Below are 15,171 nucleotides of genomic sequence, written 5' to 3' on the forward strand. Positions count from 1 at the left end.
AGGCTAGAAACATTGATACATCAACGTTTCTAGCCATCGTTTACCCGTTGTGGCGTTTGTACATCCACAGTAGCCCGGATTTCATCAAGCGTGCGATTCTTCCAGTGACAGTTGTATCTGCTAAATAGACGAATCCTTGTTTTTTACCAAGGGCCCCCATAAAGCCTTTTAACTTGATCTCTGGCATCTTTTCCGGTAGTGGTTGATCGCTCCAACGTAATTTTAAGACTTTGACAATGAGCTCTGCTTGTTCTTCAGCAAGCTGTGCACTCGGACCGAATTGGGATGCTGCGCAATCTCCCACAACATAGACATGTTCGTCATTTGGAACATTCATATATTGAGTGATGGCAACTCGCCCATGATCTAACTCTAGCCCTGTATCTCGTACAACTTGTACTGGTTGAATACCCGCAGTCCAAACGACCGCATCCAATTCAATTTTTTCTTCGTGATTATAAAGGACATACTCTTCTACTTTTGTGATATTCGATTCTGCGATGACTTCAACATCGTGATTGTCAAACCATTTCTTAACGTATTTACTCAAGCGTTCTGGAAAATCTTTTAAAATACGCGGTCCACGGTCAAATAGCTTGATCTTTAAATCGGCTCGACTTTCCCGTAATTCACTTGCCAATTCGATCCCGCTTAACCCTGCACCTACTATGCCAACAGTTGAGCCTGAAGGTAGGCCTGCTAATCCATTGTAAGTAATTCGTGAGTTCGCCATTGTTTGGATACCATAAGAGAACTCTTTTGCGCCTGGTACTCCATGATAATTGTCTTCACATCCAAGTCCAATGACCAAATCATCATATTCAACCTTTGTGCCGTTATCGAGGAGAATTACTTTATTTTCTAAATCAATTTTGGTAATTTCCCCATATACGGTTGAAAGTTTTTCATTTTCAGGAAAACTAACTCGAATTTCTTTTTCAGGTGTCGTTCCAGCAGCCAATGCATAAAATTCTGTTTTCAAACTATGGAATGGTGTACGATCCACGAGCGTAATTTGTACATCTTCTGGAAAATTATCTGGCAATAAGCGAAGTAAAATACGCATATTACCATAACCACCACCTAATAATACTAATCGTCTCATCATAATCTCCCTTATTAACAATTTTGTCACAATCATTCTTTCATTAATGAGTATAGCTGATTGTGAGAACTTTCACAATATGTTTGTGATAAATTTCACAAATCAAGTAGAAAGTTCATCTAAGTAGAAGAATTGACGAATAAAAAAAATAATAGTAGCATTCGAAGGGTGAGGTGACGTTTGATGAATCCACTTGTTGAATTTTGCGTCAGCAACTTGGCTAACGGCTCCCAAGATGCATTAGAAGTGCTAGAAAGGGACCCTAATATAGATGTATTAGAATATGGTTGTTTAAGCTATTGTTCTAGATGCTCTGAAAAATTATATGCACTCGTCAATGGAGAATTTGTTGAGGCCGATACGCCAGAGGAATTAACGAAAAAAATTTATCAATTCATAGAAGAAAATCCTTTGTTCTAAGAATAGAAGATAAAGCTACTACAAGGCAAAGAGCACAGCATGCTTTTCAGCTAGCATGCTGTGCTCTATTTTCTTCATAGGCTGATTTTATTTTTCAGATGGTCCGATATCATTCTATCCATTCTCGTAAGGAGTCTATCGTATATGTTGGTGGTCTATCTTTTGCTAGAACTTCCTTTGTACGTGTAACACCTGTATTGACATGTAATGTATCGATTCCATAATGAATCCCTGCAAGAATATCGGTATCATAGTTGTCACCTATCATGAGCATTTCTTCTTTTTGTAAATGGAATTGTTGCTGAATGATTTCAAGCATATAGGGTGCTGGCTTGCCTATATAGATCGGGGCAATATCTGTTACATTATGGATCAGCTCCGCCATTGCCCCATTGCCGGGTGCAAATCCATACTCGGTTGGAAACTTTAAGTCACCGTTCGTTGCAACGAATGCTGCTCCATTTTCAATAGCGTAACAGGCATCCGCTAACATTTGATACGTTATCTCTGTATTCATCCCTTGCACTAGAACGTCTGGGTTATGGTCGACAATTTTCATCCCTACTTCAGATAGCGCTTGTCTTAGTCCATCGTCACCTAGAACTTTGACGTTCTTATGGTCAAAGTGTTCGGAAACGTATCTTGCGGTAGCAATCGCAGAAGTCATAATATGATCGCTCTTTGCTTCGATCCCCATTTTATGCAATTTACTCTGTACTTGGATACTAGTCATCTTTGCATTATTCGTTACAAAGAAGGGCTCGGTCCCTTGCTGCTGCAAGTAATCAATAAATTCTTTTGCTTCGGGTACAGGTTTCAAACCTTTATACACGGTCCCATCGAGATCGAAGCAGTATGCTTTATACTTCCTCATGATTATTCCTCAGGGAGAAATGCAGAAACAGGTCCCAACTCGTTGACTAAATAATTTTTGACACAAGGAGAAAATTCTTGAATAGTCGTTAAATGAGTATTTAAAACATCGACTACTTCCTCATCGTTCACTTCTAAAATATCGCGTACAAGACCGCGGCGAAGGCCAATCAAGGTTTTTAATGGGCGATCCATTTCAGTTGTAATTACTTTTTCATCCACTAAAATATCGATAATATCCTCATAGCTGCCAGGATCACGCATAATGAATCCATCAATCATTGAATTGCCGACATCTATAATGGCTTCTATTAATATATTTGCAATACGTTCTGCAGCTAATTTATGCACATCATCTATTAACCAATCCTCTGTTTGTTGAAAAGTATTCATAAGAGAATCCATATATTCAAGATTATTGATAATTTTTTTTCGATCAACAAAATACATTTTGTTTCCTCCATTCGAATTGAAAAGGTTGATACTTTATTCTCCTCTATAGTACCATAACTTTAGAATCGGAAGGGGTTATGAATAATGGATAGATTTTTCTTATATGATGAGCTAGAAGAAAATAAGGCAAGATTCGTCAGTTTTATGGGTGAAAACCAACGTTATGATTTAGCTGTTATACAAAGTGCACGCTTTTATGGAAAAGTGCTTGTTTTAGATATGCAACATAATCGTTTTGCAATTATAGGAACAGATGATTTAGATGAGCCAGGTTATTTAGAAGAGGTCTACAAACGACCACCTGAGGAAGCACAGGAGATAAGAGAATATTTGTATGAATTACTTGGATGAGTAATGTCTATATTCTCTCTTTCTATTCCGATTGATCACACTTTTGACTCAGAAATCGTGATTATAACAAAGAGGAAAAACTCCTTCATCCATATAAAAACATCGAGTGGAGGCAACTTGAAGCCCTACTCGATGTTTTAGGATATTCTAATTATTTAGTTGAAATACTTTTTACATCAAATTTTCCGACTCATCTATCCAAGAAACGTTCTCTTCTTCAACCTTATTTTCTGCCATACTCACCGAGGGAACATCGCTCACAGTTGCTTTTCCCACTTTCTTCAATACAAAATAGGAACAGCCAAAGTTGCAATACTCATATAGATAGTCCTGTAATGTGCTAATCTTTGTATCAAAAGTGGCTTTTTGATTTTTATCTTCATAGAAGCCTTTTAAACGAAGCTGACCATATCCCCAGTCCCCAACGATATAATCATATTTAGATAAAATATCGCTAAACCGATTGTTGAAATCTTCATTTTTAAATCCATCTTTTACATTCTCAATGATTTCATACATTGATTGATCTGCAATAATCATTTGATCACCATCCATCTGTTATTGGTGATTACGCATTTTCCCAATACACTTGCTTGTGTTTAGCTGCTTCATTCACCTGTTCGTCTGCATGATAACTACTACGAACTAATGGACCTGCTTCACAATGACTAAAACCCTTAGACATTGCTATTTTACGAAGTTTGCCAAATTCCAATGGAGAATAATATTTTTTCACTTGTAAATGTTTTTTCGTTGGTTGTAGGTACTGACCAATCGTCATAATATCTACATTATTTGCGCGTAAGTCATCCATTACTTCAATAATTTCTTCTTCTGTTTCGCCAAGGCCAATCATTAAGGATGATTTTGTCGGAACATCTGGCTGCATTTCTTTTGCACGGCGCAAAAATTCTAAAGAACGATCATATGTTGCACGTGCACGGACTCTTGGCGTTAACCTGCGTACTGTTTCTATATTATGATTCAAAATATCTGGCTTTGCATCCATTAAGATTTGTAGATTTTCTTTGACTCCTCCCATATCAGAAGGTAAAACTTCAACGGATGTAAATGGACTTTTACGACGAATCGCGCGAACAGTCTCTGCTAATACACTTGCGCCACCATCTTTTAGATCATCACGTGCTACAACAGTAATTACAACATGTTTTAGATTCATCAGTTGTACCGAATCAGCCACACGTTCGGGTTCTGCTAGATCAAGTTCGGTTGGAAGACCTGTTTTAACTGCACAAAAGCGGCATGCACGTGTACATACATTCCCCAAAATCATAAAAGTGGCTGTACGACGTGCACCCCAACATTCGTGAATATTTGGACATTTTGCTTCCTCACAAACCGTATGTAAATTTTTGTCGCGCATTAATTTTTTTAAACCTTTATATTCTTCGCTTGTATTGAGTTTAATTTTTAGCCAATCTGGTTTTCGAATATATTCTTCTTTTGTTGGTTTACGTGATGTCACGATAAGTCACTCCTATCAATTAGGTAAATGAGTAAATCCCCTACTGTTGTCAATTTAACATATTCAAGGTTTTCTCTCAACCTTGGGTTACTCACAAATGGCATATATCCTAATTATTATCTGATGATGGTGTCTGAGATGATGGTGTTTGTGATTGAGGTGTCTCCGGTGATGTGGTTGAGGAATTAGGTGGTGTCGCTGGCAATGGGACTTCGATTGATGGCTGAGTGGATGAAGCATCACTAGAATAAATATATGGAACATTTCCCTTTAATAAGGTTATAGCTACAGGGATTTTTTGTTCAACTTTCGCCGATTTACTATCAAAAGGTACGATTATTTGCACATTCACAGTTGTAAGTACACTATATTTGACCGCAGCATTATTAATACCAAACTCGTGAATATCCTCTTCTACATTAATTTGTACATTGCCAATAACATGAAAACGAATCGGAATCTTGGGGCCTAAATTTCCAAGTAGTGGCATACCTGTGGCCAGACCAATTGGTACATAAAAAACGATTCCCCCATCTTGCTGCATGGTATCTACATCATATTCAATGTCTCCATATTTCGGAAGATGGTCTAGATTGCCTCTTTCTGCTTCTTCTAAATGTGATTGTACAAGCGTTTGGGTTTCAGCCATAATTCGATTAATGATTTCCGTATTCAACTTTGTATCCACCAAGCTTTGGCTTTCTCCATCGCCTACACTCTCTATTACCTCATTGCTATCAAGAACATTGGTTGTACGAGAATTGATTGCTTGCCTGATCACATAAGAGGCTATTTTATTGGTTTCAACTTCTGCATACTGCATAAGGGTTGGCTTGAGTTGAATATTAATGAAATAAAAAAGCAATAGAACACAGCTGAAAAGACCAACCAAAAAGACAGGCAATAATTTTGATCTTTTAAATAGTGACTTTCTTTTTTTCATTAATCGCAAAAAGATACCTCCTAATCATTTATATGATTAGGAGAGCGTCATTATTCGACTGGCGCTAAGTTAAGTATTCGACTTCAACTTTTTCGACTGATATATCTATTTCATCCGCTAAGAATATTTCATAGGTAGCCTTTAGCAATTCACCGTTTTCTTCAAATATTCGAACCCAAGGTCTCTCTGTATTTTCTTTATTTTGCTTACAAACAATCCCTCTACGTCCATCTGATAATAATACAACAGTACCATTAGGATAATAACTTACACAACGTTTAAGAGCATTTACGACCTTCTCGTCATATAATGTACCGCTTCCTTCTTTAATAATCTCCATTCCATCTGAAGGAAGCATTTTTTTACGATATACACGATTAGAAGTGACTGCATCAAATACATCTGCTACAGCAATAATTTTGGCATATGGATGAATTTCAAAATCAAGTAGTCCTCTAGGGTAACCACTACCATCTAATCGCTCATGATGCTGAAAAGCACAATGCGCAGACAATAGTGAAATAGTATGTAAATTTCTCAAAACATCAAAACCGTATTTGGTATGTAATTTCATGATTTCATATTCCTCATTTGTCAACCGACCAGGTTTTTTTAGAATTTCTTGAGGAATCATCATCTTTCCTACATCATGAAGGATTGCACCAATACCGATTTGGCGGATTTCAACGGCATTATAATGCATTTCCTTCGCAATCGCGATAGAGTAAATGGCAACTTGTAGTGAATGTTGGTAAATATAATCGTCATAAAGAAAAGCGTCACTTAATACCGTTAAAATTTCATGGTTACTTGTAATATTATCCAGCAGATCATCAATAATCGCAACAAAATGTTTAGACTGCTGATCTAAGCAATAAGTAATATCTTTTCCCTTAAGTTTTTTTAGCTCGTTAAAAGATGATACTATCCGATCGATTGCATGTTGGCGCACCGCTCTAGGCATCACTTCTTTAATTTCAATATCTGTTGAAATACTATCATCGATATATACATATTGCACACTCAGGTCTTGCAATCTCTGGATAATCTGCTCTGTTACTTTTACACCTTTTTGTAGTAATGGTCTACTAGCTTCGTTCCAGATTGTCCTGCCAATCACCATATCTATCTGTAATACTTTCGTTGAAATCAACCGCATAACTTTTTCCCCAATCCGTTTAAGAATCAAAATGCCTAAAGGATGAATTTAATGATTATCATTTTTATTATAAAGTTTTCCATATGACATCAGAATATCACGTAAAAATTGTGGTAACAAGTATGTTTTTGGTAAATTTTTAAACTCTGGAAAGAAATAACCGAACGTAAACATATCTAGCGTCACTAACTTGTAAACTTTTACATTACTGGCTTTCTCACCATTAATAATCAATTCTCCTGCTGAATTAAGGGAACAACCGTATGTCAAAATTTTACCAAGAACTACACCTCTAAATCCTAATCCTTTTACCTCATTTCTCGGCCACTCAATGGATTGCTGGGCAAGTTCTAATGTTTCTTTAAGCTCTTTACCTGTCAATTCGATCACACAAGCATTAATCGGATGTGGCAAGCATTGATGAACATCGAATGCTGTGACTGTACCCTTAGGAATATCTTTTAAAAAGATACCCGCATTGAACATCGCACAATCCGCTTTCGAAAACTGCAACAATCCTTTAGCAAAAAAGCGAGATAGCGCAGAGTGATGATACCATTCTTTATTTAAATAGTGATCTGCTTCAAATACTGGATGACTTAAAAGCATCTTCCCTTTTTGAAATAATTCTGATTCCAATTTTTCTTCTTCATCAACAGGAGGCAGATCAGAAGTTCTATACAATTCAGTCTTTTTAGAAACGATTTTATTGGTTTGATCATCAAATTGAATCTCCGTATGACCTACAAAGAATCCAAATTTTCCACCACCCGTTAACAATGTATCTCCCACCAATTTGCCTTCATATAAAACATGATGTGTATGAGATCCAAAGATGACATCTATTTCAGGACATTGTATGGCTAGCTGCTCATCCATATGAATACCTAAATGTGACATGCAAAGCAATATGTCTACGAAAGGATGGATTTCCTTTACCACATTTTTTAGTACAGATAATGGCTCTTCAATTGTCCACCCCAGTGGTTCGTAATATGTCCGAAATTCTGCAGTTGCAGCAATAACACCTATTTTTGTACCTTGTGCTGTTGTATATATTTTGAACGGCTTTGCCCATTCAGGATTTTTATTTTCAGTTTTTAAATTTCCCACAATCACATCAAACTTCGCATCATGATACAACTCATTCAAATCGGCTTTAGATAATGTAATTCCCTCATTGTTACCAATCGTGACTGCATCATATTGCGCGTCATTCAACATCTGTATATTCCCCTTACCAGCTGTTGCCTCTGTATATACATGTGAGCGGTCCATAAAATCACCGATATCAAAAATATAGCAACTATCGCCTACCTCTTTATGCCATTCTTTGCGTTCAGTCAATAATTTTTGAATTCGTGGCCAATAACCGAAATGGCTATGCACATCATTTGTATGATATAAATGAATTGTTTCTAACATGAAGACACCTCTCTAAGCTTAGAACAATCCCTCGTAAATAGAGTGTATTCCAAGTAGCAATAATATAATTCGTAATGTAAATACCAAGGTATTTGAATTTATTCTTTTATTGAAAGCGGCACCTAATTTTGCACCAATATAAGCACCCGGTACAACTGGAAGTGTGTATAACCAAGGTACGTGTCCAAGATAAATATGGCTGATCGAATTGACGATGGATGATAAAAATACCATGAACATAGCCGTTGCAACGGCAACATGTGGTGGAAATGCAAACAAAATGATCATAGCTGGTACAAGCATCGATCCTCCGCCAATTCCAAATAATCCGGATACCATCCCAATAAGAAACGTCAGTAAAACAGCAAACCAAATGGGATAACCGTATATATACTCTTTATCGTCTTTGGAATGATAAAATTGTTGTTTCTTACCATGTTCTACAAACCAATTGATTGGTTTCATATGGTCACGAACAAGTAATATGATCGCTAAAATAATCAGTAATATACCAAAGTATAGATTAAAAGAGGGCAAATCTATGCCCTTATTCATATAAGCACCTACAATTGTTCCTGGCGCACTCCCTAAAAAGAAGATAAAACCACTCTTATAATCAACCATTTTTGCTTTCATATATGATAATGTAGACGCCAATCCAGTTGCAATCATCATGATGACAGAAAGACCTACAACCTTTTGTGGTGTTAAATCATCTATCATTCCAAGCGTTGTACCGATAAATAATGTAGCAGGAATTAGAATGGCACCGCCTCCTAGACCGACAAGTGCACCAATTACCCCTGAGCAAACACCAATGACTGCTAGTAAAATATATTCCATCACTAATCTCCTTCAAATAAATCCAATTGTTTTGGAGATAAATATTGATACTCAATACCAAGCATTTTCTGCAATGTCTTTGCGTTTCCTGCTGCATGATGATCTGAATTATTATTAAATAATACATAGACCTCTTTTGCTGTGTTTTGCAATTTTTCTACCACTTTCTTTAATCCTATTAGTTCTTCATCTGTGTAATTATATAAAAATCGAACCTTTCTCCATTGTTCGTTATTTCCAGGATTATGCCAACCATGTATATTTCGCCCATGAATTCGAAGTAAAACTCTGTCTCCTGTAGGAATTGGCACTAAAGGCACTGACCCTTCTCCTGCCTGCGGTTCATCGCAAACTGTATGAAAGAGTTGCTGCTCTCTTAAAAAGTTCAATGTTCCTTCCATAAAATCCTCGCTATACCAAGTGCGATTTCGAAATTCAATAGCAACAGGGAAATTTGCAAGTTGCTGTTTAATGTAACGGATATACTGAACATTCTTTTGCTGGCAGTCAAACCACGGCGGAAATTGGACAAGTACCAGCGCTAATTTTCCAGCCTCCTGAAATATATGTATGGATTCTCTAAAAGCTTCGAACATTTTTTTAGCACTTTCATAGGGATTTTCCTCGCGCAAGTGCCCTGTCATTCCTTGATATGCTTTCACCACAAATTGAAAATGATCAGGGGTTTCTGTTATCCATTTCTGAACATTGGCTACGGAAGGGATGGAGTAGAAAGAAGTGTCCAATTCAACTATCGGAAAGTGACCACTATAATCAAATAGTTTATCTCTAGATGCTGAAGGTGAACGATATAGACTTGGGTGATCACTCCAACCTGTCAATCCTATATAGATCATGATTCTCCCTCCTGTTTGTTAAGTACATCCATCATATCATAGCTACGGGGAGGAACTATATTGTATTGCATTGAAATCGTTTCAAAAAAGAAAGATTTTCAATAATAGGAATGAATCCATTTCCTAACTCACAATCTTGATGAAAAATGATTTATGAAATGGATTCGAATACTATTCCAAATTTATATTTAACACGCACTAGCCATTCATATAGATCCCTCAAATTTATGCGCACCAAATAAAAAAGAGATATAACTGCAAATAATACATTGCCGTGTATATCCCAACTTATCAATTAATCACTGTTCCAAAACCGATTAAATAACCATCCAAATCGCGAATCGCAAATTCTTTTAACTTTTCACCATCTATCTCTCTTATTTTCGGATAATAGGCGAAAAGAGCACCTTTGTTTTTTACTTTTTGGAATAATTTATCTAATCTTTCTTCACTCTCTACATAACTAAAAACATTCCACAAATTCCGATTAGGCTTGACATCTTCGATTTTTTCTGCTTGTACTAACTTGATAGCTAGTCCACATTCTTTCTGAAAAAAGATGCCTTCAATCTCCTCACAACTTAATACAGTTTGATAAAAGAATTTAGCCAATTCAATATCTGAAACAAGCAGCACACTTACAGATGATAGTAAATGCATAAGAAACGCTACACCTCATTATAAAGAGTTCACATCTTCGTTCTGAGAATTATCAGAACAATTTTTTAACTAATTCATAATAACATGTTTTTATTGATTAATATACATTTTTTATAAAAAATGCTAAAAAACCCGAAAATCATAATTCATGATTTTCAGGTTTTAGGAAAATGGAATAATGAATGGCTTCTAACCAATAGCCTCCTCCATTTCGAATTTGATCAATCGATTCATTTCGACAGCATATTCCATAGGTAGTTCTTTTGTGAATGGTTCGATGAAGCCCATGACGATCATTTCGGTTGCTTCTTGTTCAGAAACACCGCGACTCATCAAGTAGAATAATTGTTCTTCTGACACTTTTGAAACTTTTGCTTCATGTTCAAGAGCAATTTGGTCATTCATGACTTCGTTGTATGGAACTGTATCAGATGTAGATTGGTTATCCATAATCAACGTATCACATTCAACATTAGCACGTGCATTGGTTGCTTTTTTACCAAATTTCACTTGACCACGATATGTTACGTTACCACCATGTTTTGAAATAGATTTAGAAACAATGGTTGAAGAGGTATTAGGTGCTAAGTGAATCATTTTCGCACCTGTATCTTGGTTTTGACCACGGCCAGCAATAGCGATAGATAAGGTCATACCGCGAGCGCCTTCACCTTTCAAGATACAAGCTGGGTATTTCATCGTCAATTTAGAACCGATATTACCATCTATCCATTCCATTGTAGCGCGTTCTTCACATGTTGCACGTTTTGTAACTAAATTATAAACGTTGTTTGCCCAGTTTTGAATCGTTGTGTAACGGCAATATGCATCTTTTTTGATGAAGATTTCTACAACTGCACTGTGTAGTGAGCTTGTTGTATAAACTGGTGCAGTACATCCTTCAACATAGTGTACGCTTGCACCTTCATCAACAATAATAAGAGTACGTTCAAATTGCCCCATATTTTCAGAATTAATACGGAAATAGGCTTGTAACGGTGTTTCAAGTTCAATACCCTTTGGTACATAGATGAATGATCCACCAGACCAAACAGCTGAGTTAAGGGCCGCGAATTTGTTGTCATTTGGCGGAATTGCTTTACCAAAATATTCTTTGAAGATATCTTCATTTTCACGAAGAGCGGAGTCAGTATCTTTAAAGATAACGCCTAGTTTTTCAAGGTCCTCTTTCATGTTATGGTAAACAACTTCTGATTCATATTGAGCAGACACACCAGCAAGATATTTTTGTTCCGCTTCTGGAATACCCAATTTATCGAAAGTTGCTTTGATTTCTGCTGGCACTTCATCCCAAGACTTTTGAGTTGCTTCAGACGGTTTTACATAGTAAGTAATCTCATCAAAGTTAAGTCCAGATAAATCGCCACCCCATTGTGGCATAGGTTTTGAATAGAATATGTCTAATGATTTTAGACGGAAATCCAGCATCCATTGTGGCTCATTTTTCATTTTAGATATTTCTTTAACGATTTCAGGAGTCAACCCACGTTCTGTACGAAAGATCGATACGTCTTTATCATGGAAGCCATACTCGTAATCGCCAATTTCAGGCATTTTTTTAGCCATTTTTTCTCCTCCATTCTAGATTTTCATCTATATTATAGGTTTGCTTCTTTTATACCCTTTTCCATTGCTTTCCAGGAAAGTGTAGCACATTTAATACGTGCCGGGAATTGTGAAACACCAGATAATGCTTCTACATCACCTAAGTCTATTGAATCATCATGTTTATGTCCAAGCATCATTTCTGAGAAGACATGTGCCAATTCAACAGCTTCTTTTGTTGTTTTGCCTTTAATCGCCTGCGTCATCATAGAAGCAGAAGACATAGAGATGGAACAGCCTTCGCCTTCAAATTTCGCATCTACAACGACACCATCTTCAACTTGTAGAGATAAATGAATACGATCCCCACAAGTTGGATTATTCATATCGATTGACACATTAGAGTTATCAATAACACCTTTATTGCGCGGTTTTTTATAATGATCCATAATGACAGAACGATATAGTTGATCTAGTTTATTCATTGACATCGGCAAAATACTCCTTCGCAGAACGCAATCCTTCAATAAGTCGAGCAACGTCGGCTTCCGTATTATAAAGATAGAAACTTGCTCGCGCTGTTGCTGTACATTTAAGCCATTTCATCAATGGTTGGGCACAATGGTGTCCTGCACGTACAGCAATACCTTCCATATCGAGTACTGTTGCAACATCATGTGGATGGATACCATCTATGTTAAATGTAACAAGACCAGAGCGCTTTGTAGGATCTTGTGGACCATAGATAGATACCCCATCTATTGCATTTAGTTGCTCAATCGCATAACGAGTTAAGTTACGTTCATGTTCGATAATCGCATCCATACCTATTGTTTCTAAGAAATCAATCGCAGCACCTAAGCCGATTGCTCCAGCAATATTAGGTGTACCCCCTTCGAATTTCCAAGGTAGGTCAGCCCATGTTGACTCATATAAGCCAACTGTACTAATCATTTCCCCACCAAAATCGATTGGGCTCATGTTTTCTAGATGCTCTTTTTTACCATATAACACACCAATACCAGTTGGCCCGCACATCTTATGCCCAGAAAATGCCAAGAAATCACAATCTAAATCTTGGACATCTGTATGAAAATGTGGCACACCTTGAGCACCATCCACTATCATCACTGCACCATGTGCATGCGCTATAGCTGCAATCTCTTTGATAGGATTGACAGTACCTAAAACATTTGAAGCAAAAGCAATTGAAACGATTTTAGTGCAATCTGTAATCGCTTCTTTTACTTGATCAATTGATAGTGTACCATCAGGATTCATGTCAATATATTTAAGTGTTGCATTTTTTTCTTTTGCTAATTGTTGCCATGGGATTAGATTGGAATGGTGTTCCATGTAAGTAATGACGATTTCGTCACCTTCATCTACATTTGCACGACCGAAACTAGCAGCAACCATATTTAATCCGTTTGTAGTACCTTTTGTAAAGATAACTTCTTCAGCTGACTTTGCATTAATAAATTGGCGGACTTTTTCACGCGCTCCTTCATAAGCATCTGTTGCGCGGTTTCCTAATGTATGCACACCTCGATGGACATTAGAGTTATCGTATTCATAATAGTGTTTAACAGCTTCCAAAACCTGTGTTGGCTTTTGTGATGTAGCTGCACTATCAAGATAAACGAGTGGGTGTCCATTAACTTCCTGATTCAGAATTGGAAAATAGCTTCGAATATCTGTTTTCATCATTAGCGCACTTTCCTTTCAATGATCTCTGTTAATTGCTTCCTAACACCTTCAATAGGTAACTGATTAACAACTGGGTTAAGGAACCCATGTATAATTAATCGTTCAGCTTCTGCTTTTGAAATACCTCGACTCATTAGATAATATAGTTGCACAGGATCAACGCGACCTACTGAAGCAGCATGACCTGCTGTTACATCATCTTCATCGATTAACAGAATCGGGTTAGCGTCGCCACGAGCGTTTTTGCTTAACATCAGAATACGTGATTCTTGTTCAGCATCTGCTTTTGTTGCACCATGTTCGATTTTACCAATACCATTGAAAATACCACGAGCAGAATCCTTCATAACACCATGGATTAAGATATAGCCATTTGATGCTTTCCCCCAATGTCGAACTTCAGTAGTGAAGTTTTGACTTTGCTCTCCACGACCGACGACAACAGATTTTGTATCTGCATAAGAGCCGTCACCTTTTAGATATGTGATATTTTCTGAAATCGTATCACTATCATTCATCAAACCTAACGCCCAATCGACTTTTGCATCACGATGTAAAATAGCTCGGCGATTGACATAAGTCGTGAAACCTTTAGCTAGAACATCAACGGCACCAAAAGTAACGTTAGCATTATCATTTACGATGACTTCAGCGATAATATTCGCTTGCCCTTTCGCTTCATCAACAGTAGAAAGATAGTTTTCTACATACGTAACAGAGCTATTGGCTTCTGCAACAACTAATACATGGTTAAATAATGACGCATCCTCATTATCATGTAGAAAAACAGCTTGTATCGGTTCTTCCACAATGACATTTTTAGGAATGTATACAAATACACCACCATTGACTAATGCTGCATGTAAAGCAGTTAGTTTATGTTGGTCTATTTTTACACCCTCCGTCATAAAATATTTTTGAACTAAATCACTATGTTCACGGGCTGCTGTTAAAATATCCGTCAAAATGACACCTTTTGAAGCGAGCTCTTTCGATAATTGTAAGTATGCTGGTGTATTATTATGCTGAATATAAATATTGTGTTGACCTTCAGCATCAACAATTGCCTTTACTTCTTCGGGAAGTTCTTCAAGACTAGCATATGTTGAACTTTCAACTGTATGTGCAGGGAACTCTGTAAAATTCCACTTTTCAACATTTGTTTTATCTGGTTTTACCATTGGTAGCGTTTCTACGTCCGCTAATGCACGTTCACGAAGCTCAGTCAACCAACTAGGTTCATTGTTCGCTTCAGAGAAAGAGCGTACATCTTGAGCGGTTACTGCTAATTTTGTTTCAACCGTCATGTTTGCTCATCCT

Annotated in this window: 17 protein-coding genes; 2 read left to right on the top strand and 15 right to left on the bottom strand. The window is 37.0% G+C overall.

Annotation, left to right across the window (positions count from 1 at the left end; all coding sequences use genetic code 11):
- Positions 1-40: 40 nt before the first annotated feature.
- Entirely contained in the window at positions 41-1,105 is a 1,065-nt protein-coding gene (locus FEZ13_RS15550; RefSeq protein ID WP_146553444.1) for an NAD(P)/FAD-dependent oxidoreductase, read from the bottom strand.
- Positions 1,106-1,288: 183 nt separating this feature from the next.
- On the opposite strand from FEZ13_RS15550, the gene FEZ13_RS15555 reads away from it, so the two are divergent.
- Positions 1,289-1,525, top strand: coding sequence for a YuzB family protein (locus FEZ13_RS15555; protein ID WP_146553445.1), 237 nt, complete (start codon positions 1,289-1,291; stop codon positions 1,523-1,525).
- A 109-nt stretch (positions 1,526-1,634) separates the two neighbouring features.
- Here the strand turns inward: FEZ13_RS15555 and FEZ13_RS15560 are convergent, their stop codons facing one another.
- Positions 1,635-2,399, bottom strand: coding sequence for a TIGR01457 family HAD-type hydrolase (locus tag FEZ13_RS15560; RefSeq protein WP_146553446.1), 765 nt, complete (start codon positions 2,397-2,399; stop codon positions 1,635-1,637).
- Between the two features lie 2 nt (positions 2,400-2,401).
- Complete coding sequence (locus tag FEZ13_RS15565) at positions 2,402-2,848, bottom strand: DUF86 domain-containing protein (protein ID WP_146550738.1); 447 nt, start codon at positions 2,846-2,848, stop codon at positions 2,402-2,404.
- A gap of 87 nt (positions 2,849-2,935) precedes the next feature.
- Here FEZ13_RS15565 and FEZ13_RS15570 point away from each other — a divergent pair, with 87 nt between their 5' ends.
- Positions 2,936-3,202, top strand: a complete 267-nt coding sequence (locus FEZ13_RS15570) for a DUF3055 domain-containing protein (RefSeq protein ID WP_146550739.1) — start codon at positions 2,936-2,938, stop codon at positions 3,200-3,202.
- Between the two features lie 171 nt (positions 3,203-3,373).
- On the opposite strand, the gene FEZ13_RS15575 is transcribed toward FEZ13_RS15570, so the two are convergent.
- The 12 genes from FEZ13_RS15575 to sufD form a co-directional block, all read right to left on the bottom strand.
- Entirely contained in the window at positions 3,374-3,742 is a 369-nt protein-coding gene (locus FEZ13_RS15575; RefSeq protein WP_146550740.1) for a YutD family protein, read from the bottom strand.
- A gap of 28 nt (positions 3,743-3,770) precedes the next feature.
- Complete coding sequence (gene lipA / locus FEZ13_RS15580; protein WP_146553447.1) at positions 3,771-4,688, bottom strand: lipoyl synthase; 918 nt, start codon at positions 4,686-4,688, stop codon at positions 3,771-3,773.
- Positions 4,689-4,797: 109 nt separating this feature from the next.
- Complete coding sequence (yunB, locus tag FEZ13_RS15585) at positions 4,798-5,631, bottom strand: sporulation protein YunB (RefSeq protein WP_146553649.1); 834 nt, start codon at positions 5,629-5,631, stop codon at positions 4,798-4,800.
- A 64-nt stretch (positions 5,632-5,695) separates the two neighbouring features.
- On the bottom strand, positions 5,696-6,790 hold the full coding sequence (locus FEZ13_RS15590) for an HD-GYP domain-containing protein (protein WP_146553448.1): 1,095 nt from the start codon (positions 6,788-6,790) through the stop codon (positions 5,696-5,698).
- Between the two features lie 48 nt (positions 6,791-6,838).
- Positions 6,839-8,215, bottom strand: coding sequence for a bifunctional metallophosphatase/5'-nucleotidase (locus FEZ13_RS15595; RefSeq protein WP_146553449.1), 1,377 nt, complete (start codon positions 8,213-8,215; stop codon positions 6,839-6,841).
- Between the two features lie 18 nt (positions 8,216-8,233).
- Complete coding sequence (locus tag FEZ13_RS15600) at positions 8,234-9,058, bottom strand: sulfite exporter TauE/SafE family protein (RefSeq protein ID WP_146553450.1); 825 nt, start codon at positions 9,056-9,058, stop codon at positions 8,234-8,236.
- A gap of 2 nt (positions 9,059-9,060) precedes the next feature.
- Positions 9,061-9,915, bottom strand: a complete 855-nt coding sequence (locus FEZ13_RS15605) for a DUF72 domain-containing protein (protein ID WP_146553451.1) — start codon at positions 9,913-9,915, stop codon at positions 9,061-9,063.
- A gap of 291 nt (positions 9,916-10,206) precedes the next feature.
- A complete protein-coding gene (locus FEZ13_RS15610) occupies positions 10,207-10,575 on the bottom strand; it encodes a VOC family protein (RefSeq protein ID WP_146550746.1) in 369 nt (122 codons plus the stop codon).
- Between the two features lie 189 nt (positions 10,576-10,764).
- Positions 10,765-12,162 carry a Fe-S cluster assembly protein SufB gene (gene sufB, locus FEZ13_RS15615; RefSeq protein ID WP_146553452.1) on the bottom strand — a complete coding sequence of 466 codons (1,398 nt, stop codon included), beginning with the start codon at positions 12,160-12,162 and terminating at the stop codon, positions 10,765-10,767.
- A gap of 32 nt (positions 12,163-12,194) precedes the next feature.
- Positions 12,195-12,632 carry a Fe-S cluster assembly sulfur transfer protein SufU gene (sufU, locus tag FEZ13_RS15620; protein ID WP_186725950.1) on the bottom strand — a complete coding sequence of 146 codons (438 nt, stop codon included), beginning with the start codon at positions 12,630-12,632 and terminating at the stop codon, positions 12,195-12,197.
- Positions 12,619-13,851: a cysteine desulfurase gene (locus FEZ13_RS15625; RefSeq protein WP_146553453.1), complete on the bottom strand. Its 1,233-nt coding sequence runs from the start codon at positions 13,849-13,851 to the stop codon at positions 12,619-12,621. Before FEZ13_RS15625 ends, sufU begins: the two co-directional genes overlap by 14 nt.
- On the bottom strand, positions 13,851-15,158 hold the full coding sequence (sufD, locus tag FEZ13_RS15630) for a Fe-S cluster assembly protein SufD (RefSeq protein ID WP_146553454.1): 1,308 nt from the start codon (positions 15,156-15,158) through the stop codon (positions 13,851-13,853). The genes FEZ13_RS15625 and sufD overlap by 1 nt, the downstream gene beginning before the upstream one ends.
- Positions 15,159-15,171: the final 13 nt, after the last annotated feature.

It is taken from the genome of Rummeliibacillus sp. SL167 (assembly GCF_007896505.1).
GTDB lineage: Bacteria > Bacillota > Bacilli > Bacillales_A > Planococcaceae > Rummeliibacillus > Rummeliibacillus suwonensis.

Excerpts from the sequence above, each read along its gene's own strand:
- FEZ13_RS15550 (WP_146553444.1), bottom strand. The coding sequence starts at position 1,105 with ATGAGACGATTAGTATTATTAGGTGGTGGTTATGGTAATATGCGTATT.
- FEZ13_RS15555 (WP_146553445.1), top strand. The coding sequence starts at position 1,289 with ATGAATCCACTTGTTGAATTTTGCGTCAGCAACTTGGCTAACGGCTCC.
- FEZ13_RS15560 (WP_146553446.1), bottom strand. The coding sequence starts at position 2,399 with ATGAGGAAGTATAAAGCATACTGCTTCGATCTCGATGGGACCGTGTAT.
- FEZ13_RS15565 (WP_146550738.1), bottom strand. The coding sequence starts at position 2,848 with ATGTATTTTGTTGATCGAAAAAAAATTATCAATAATCTTGAATATATG.
- FEZ13_RS15570 (WP_146550739.1), top strand. The coding sequence starts at position 2,936 with ATGGATAGATTTTTCTTATATGATGAGCTAGAAGAAAATAAGGCAAGA.
- FEZ13_RS15575 (WP_146550740.1), bottom strand. The coding sequence starts at position 3,742 with ATGATTATTGCAGATCAATCAATGTATGAAATCATTGAGAATGTAAAA.
- yunB (WP_146553649.1), bottom strand. The coding sequence starts at position 5,631 with ATGAAAAAAAGAAAGTCACTATTTAAAAGATCAAAATTATTGCCTGTC.
- FEZ13_RS15590 (WP_146553448.1), bottom strand. The coding sequence starts at position 6,790 with ATGCGGTTGATTTCAACGAAAGTATTACAGATAGATATGGTGATTGGC.
- FEZ13_RS15595 (WP_146553449.1), bottom strand. The coding sequence starts at position 8,215 with ATGTTAGAAACAATTCATTTATATCATACAAATGATGTGCATAGCCAT.
- FEZ13_RS15600 (WP_146553450.1), bottom strand. The coding sequence starts at position 9,058 with ATGGAATATATTTTACTAGCAGTCATTGGTGTTTGCTCAGGGGTAATT.
- FEZ13_RS15605 (WP_146553451.1), bottom strand. The coding sequence starts at position 9,915 with ATGATCTATATAGGATTGACAGGTTGGAGTGATCACCCAAGTCTATAT.
- FEZ13_RS15610 (WP_146550746.1), bottom strand. The coding sequence starts at position 10,575 with ATGCATTTACTATCATCTGTAAGTGTGCTGCTTGTTTCAGATATTGAA.
- sufB (WP_146553452.1), bottom strand. The coding sequence starts at position 12,162 with ATGGCTAAAAAAATGCCTGAAATTGGCGATTACGAGTATGGCTTCCAT.
- sufU (WP_186725950.1), bottom strand. The coding sequence starts at position 12,632 with ATGTCAATGAATAAACTAGATCAACTATATCGTTCTGTCATTATGGAT.
- FEZ13_RS15625 (WP_146553453.1), bottom strand. The coding sequence starts at position 13,851 with ATGATGAAAACAGATATTCGAAGCTATTTTCCAATTCTGAATCAGGAA.
- sufD (WP_146553454.1), bottom strand. The coding sequence starts at position 15,158 with ATGACGGTTGAAACAAAATTAGCAGTAACCGCTCAAGATGTACGCTCT.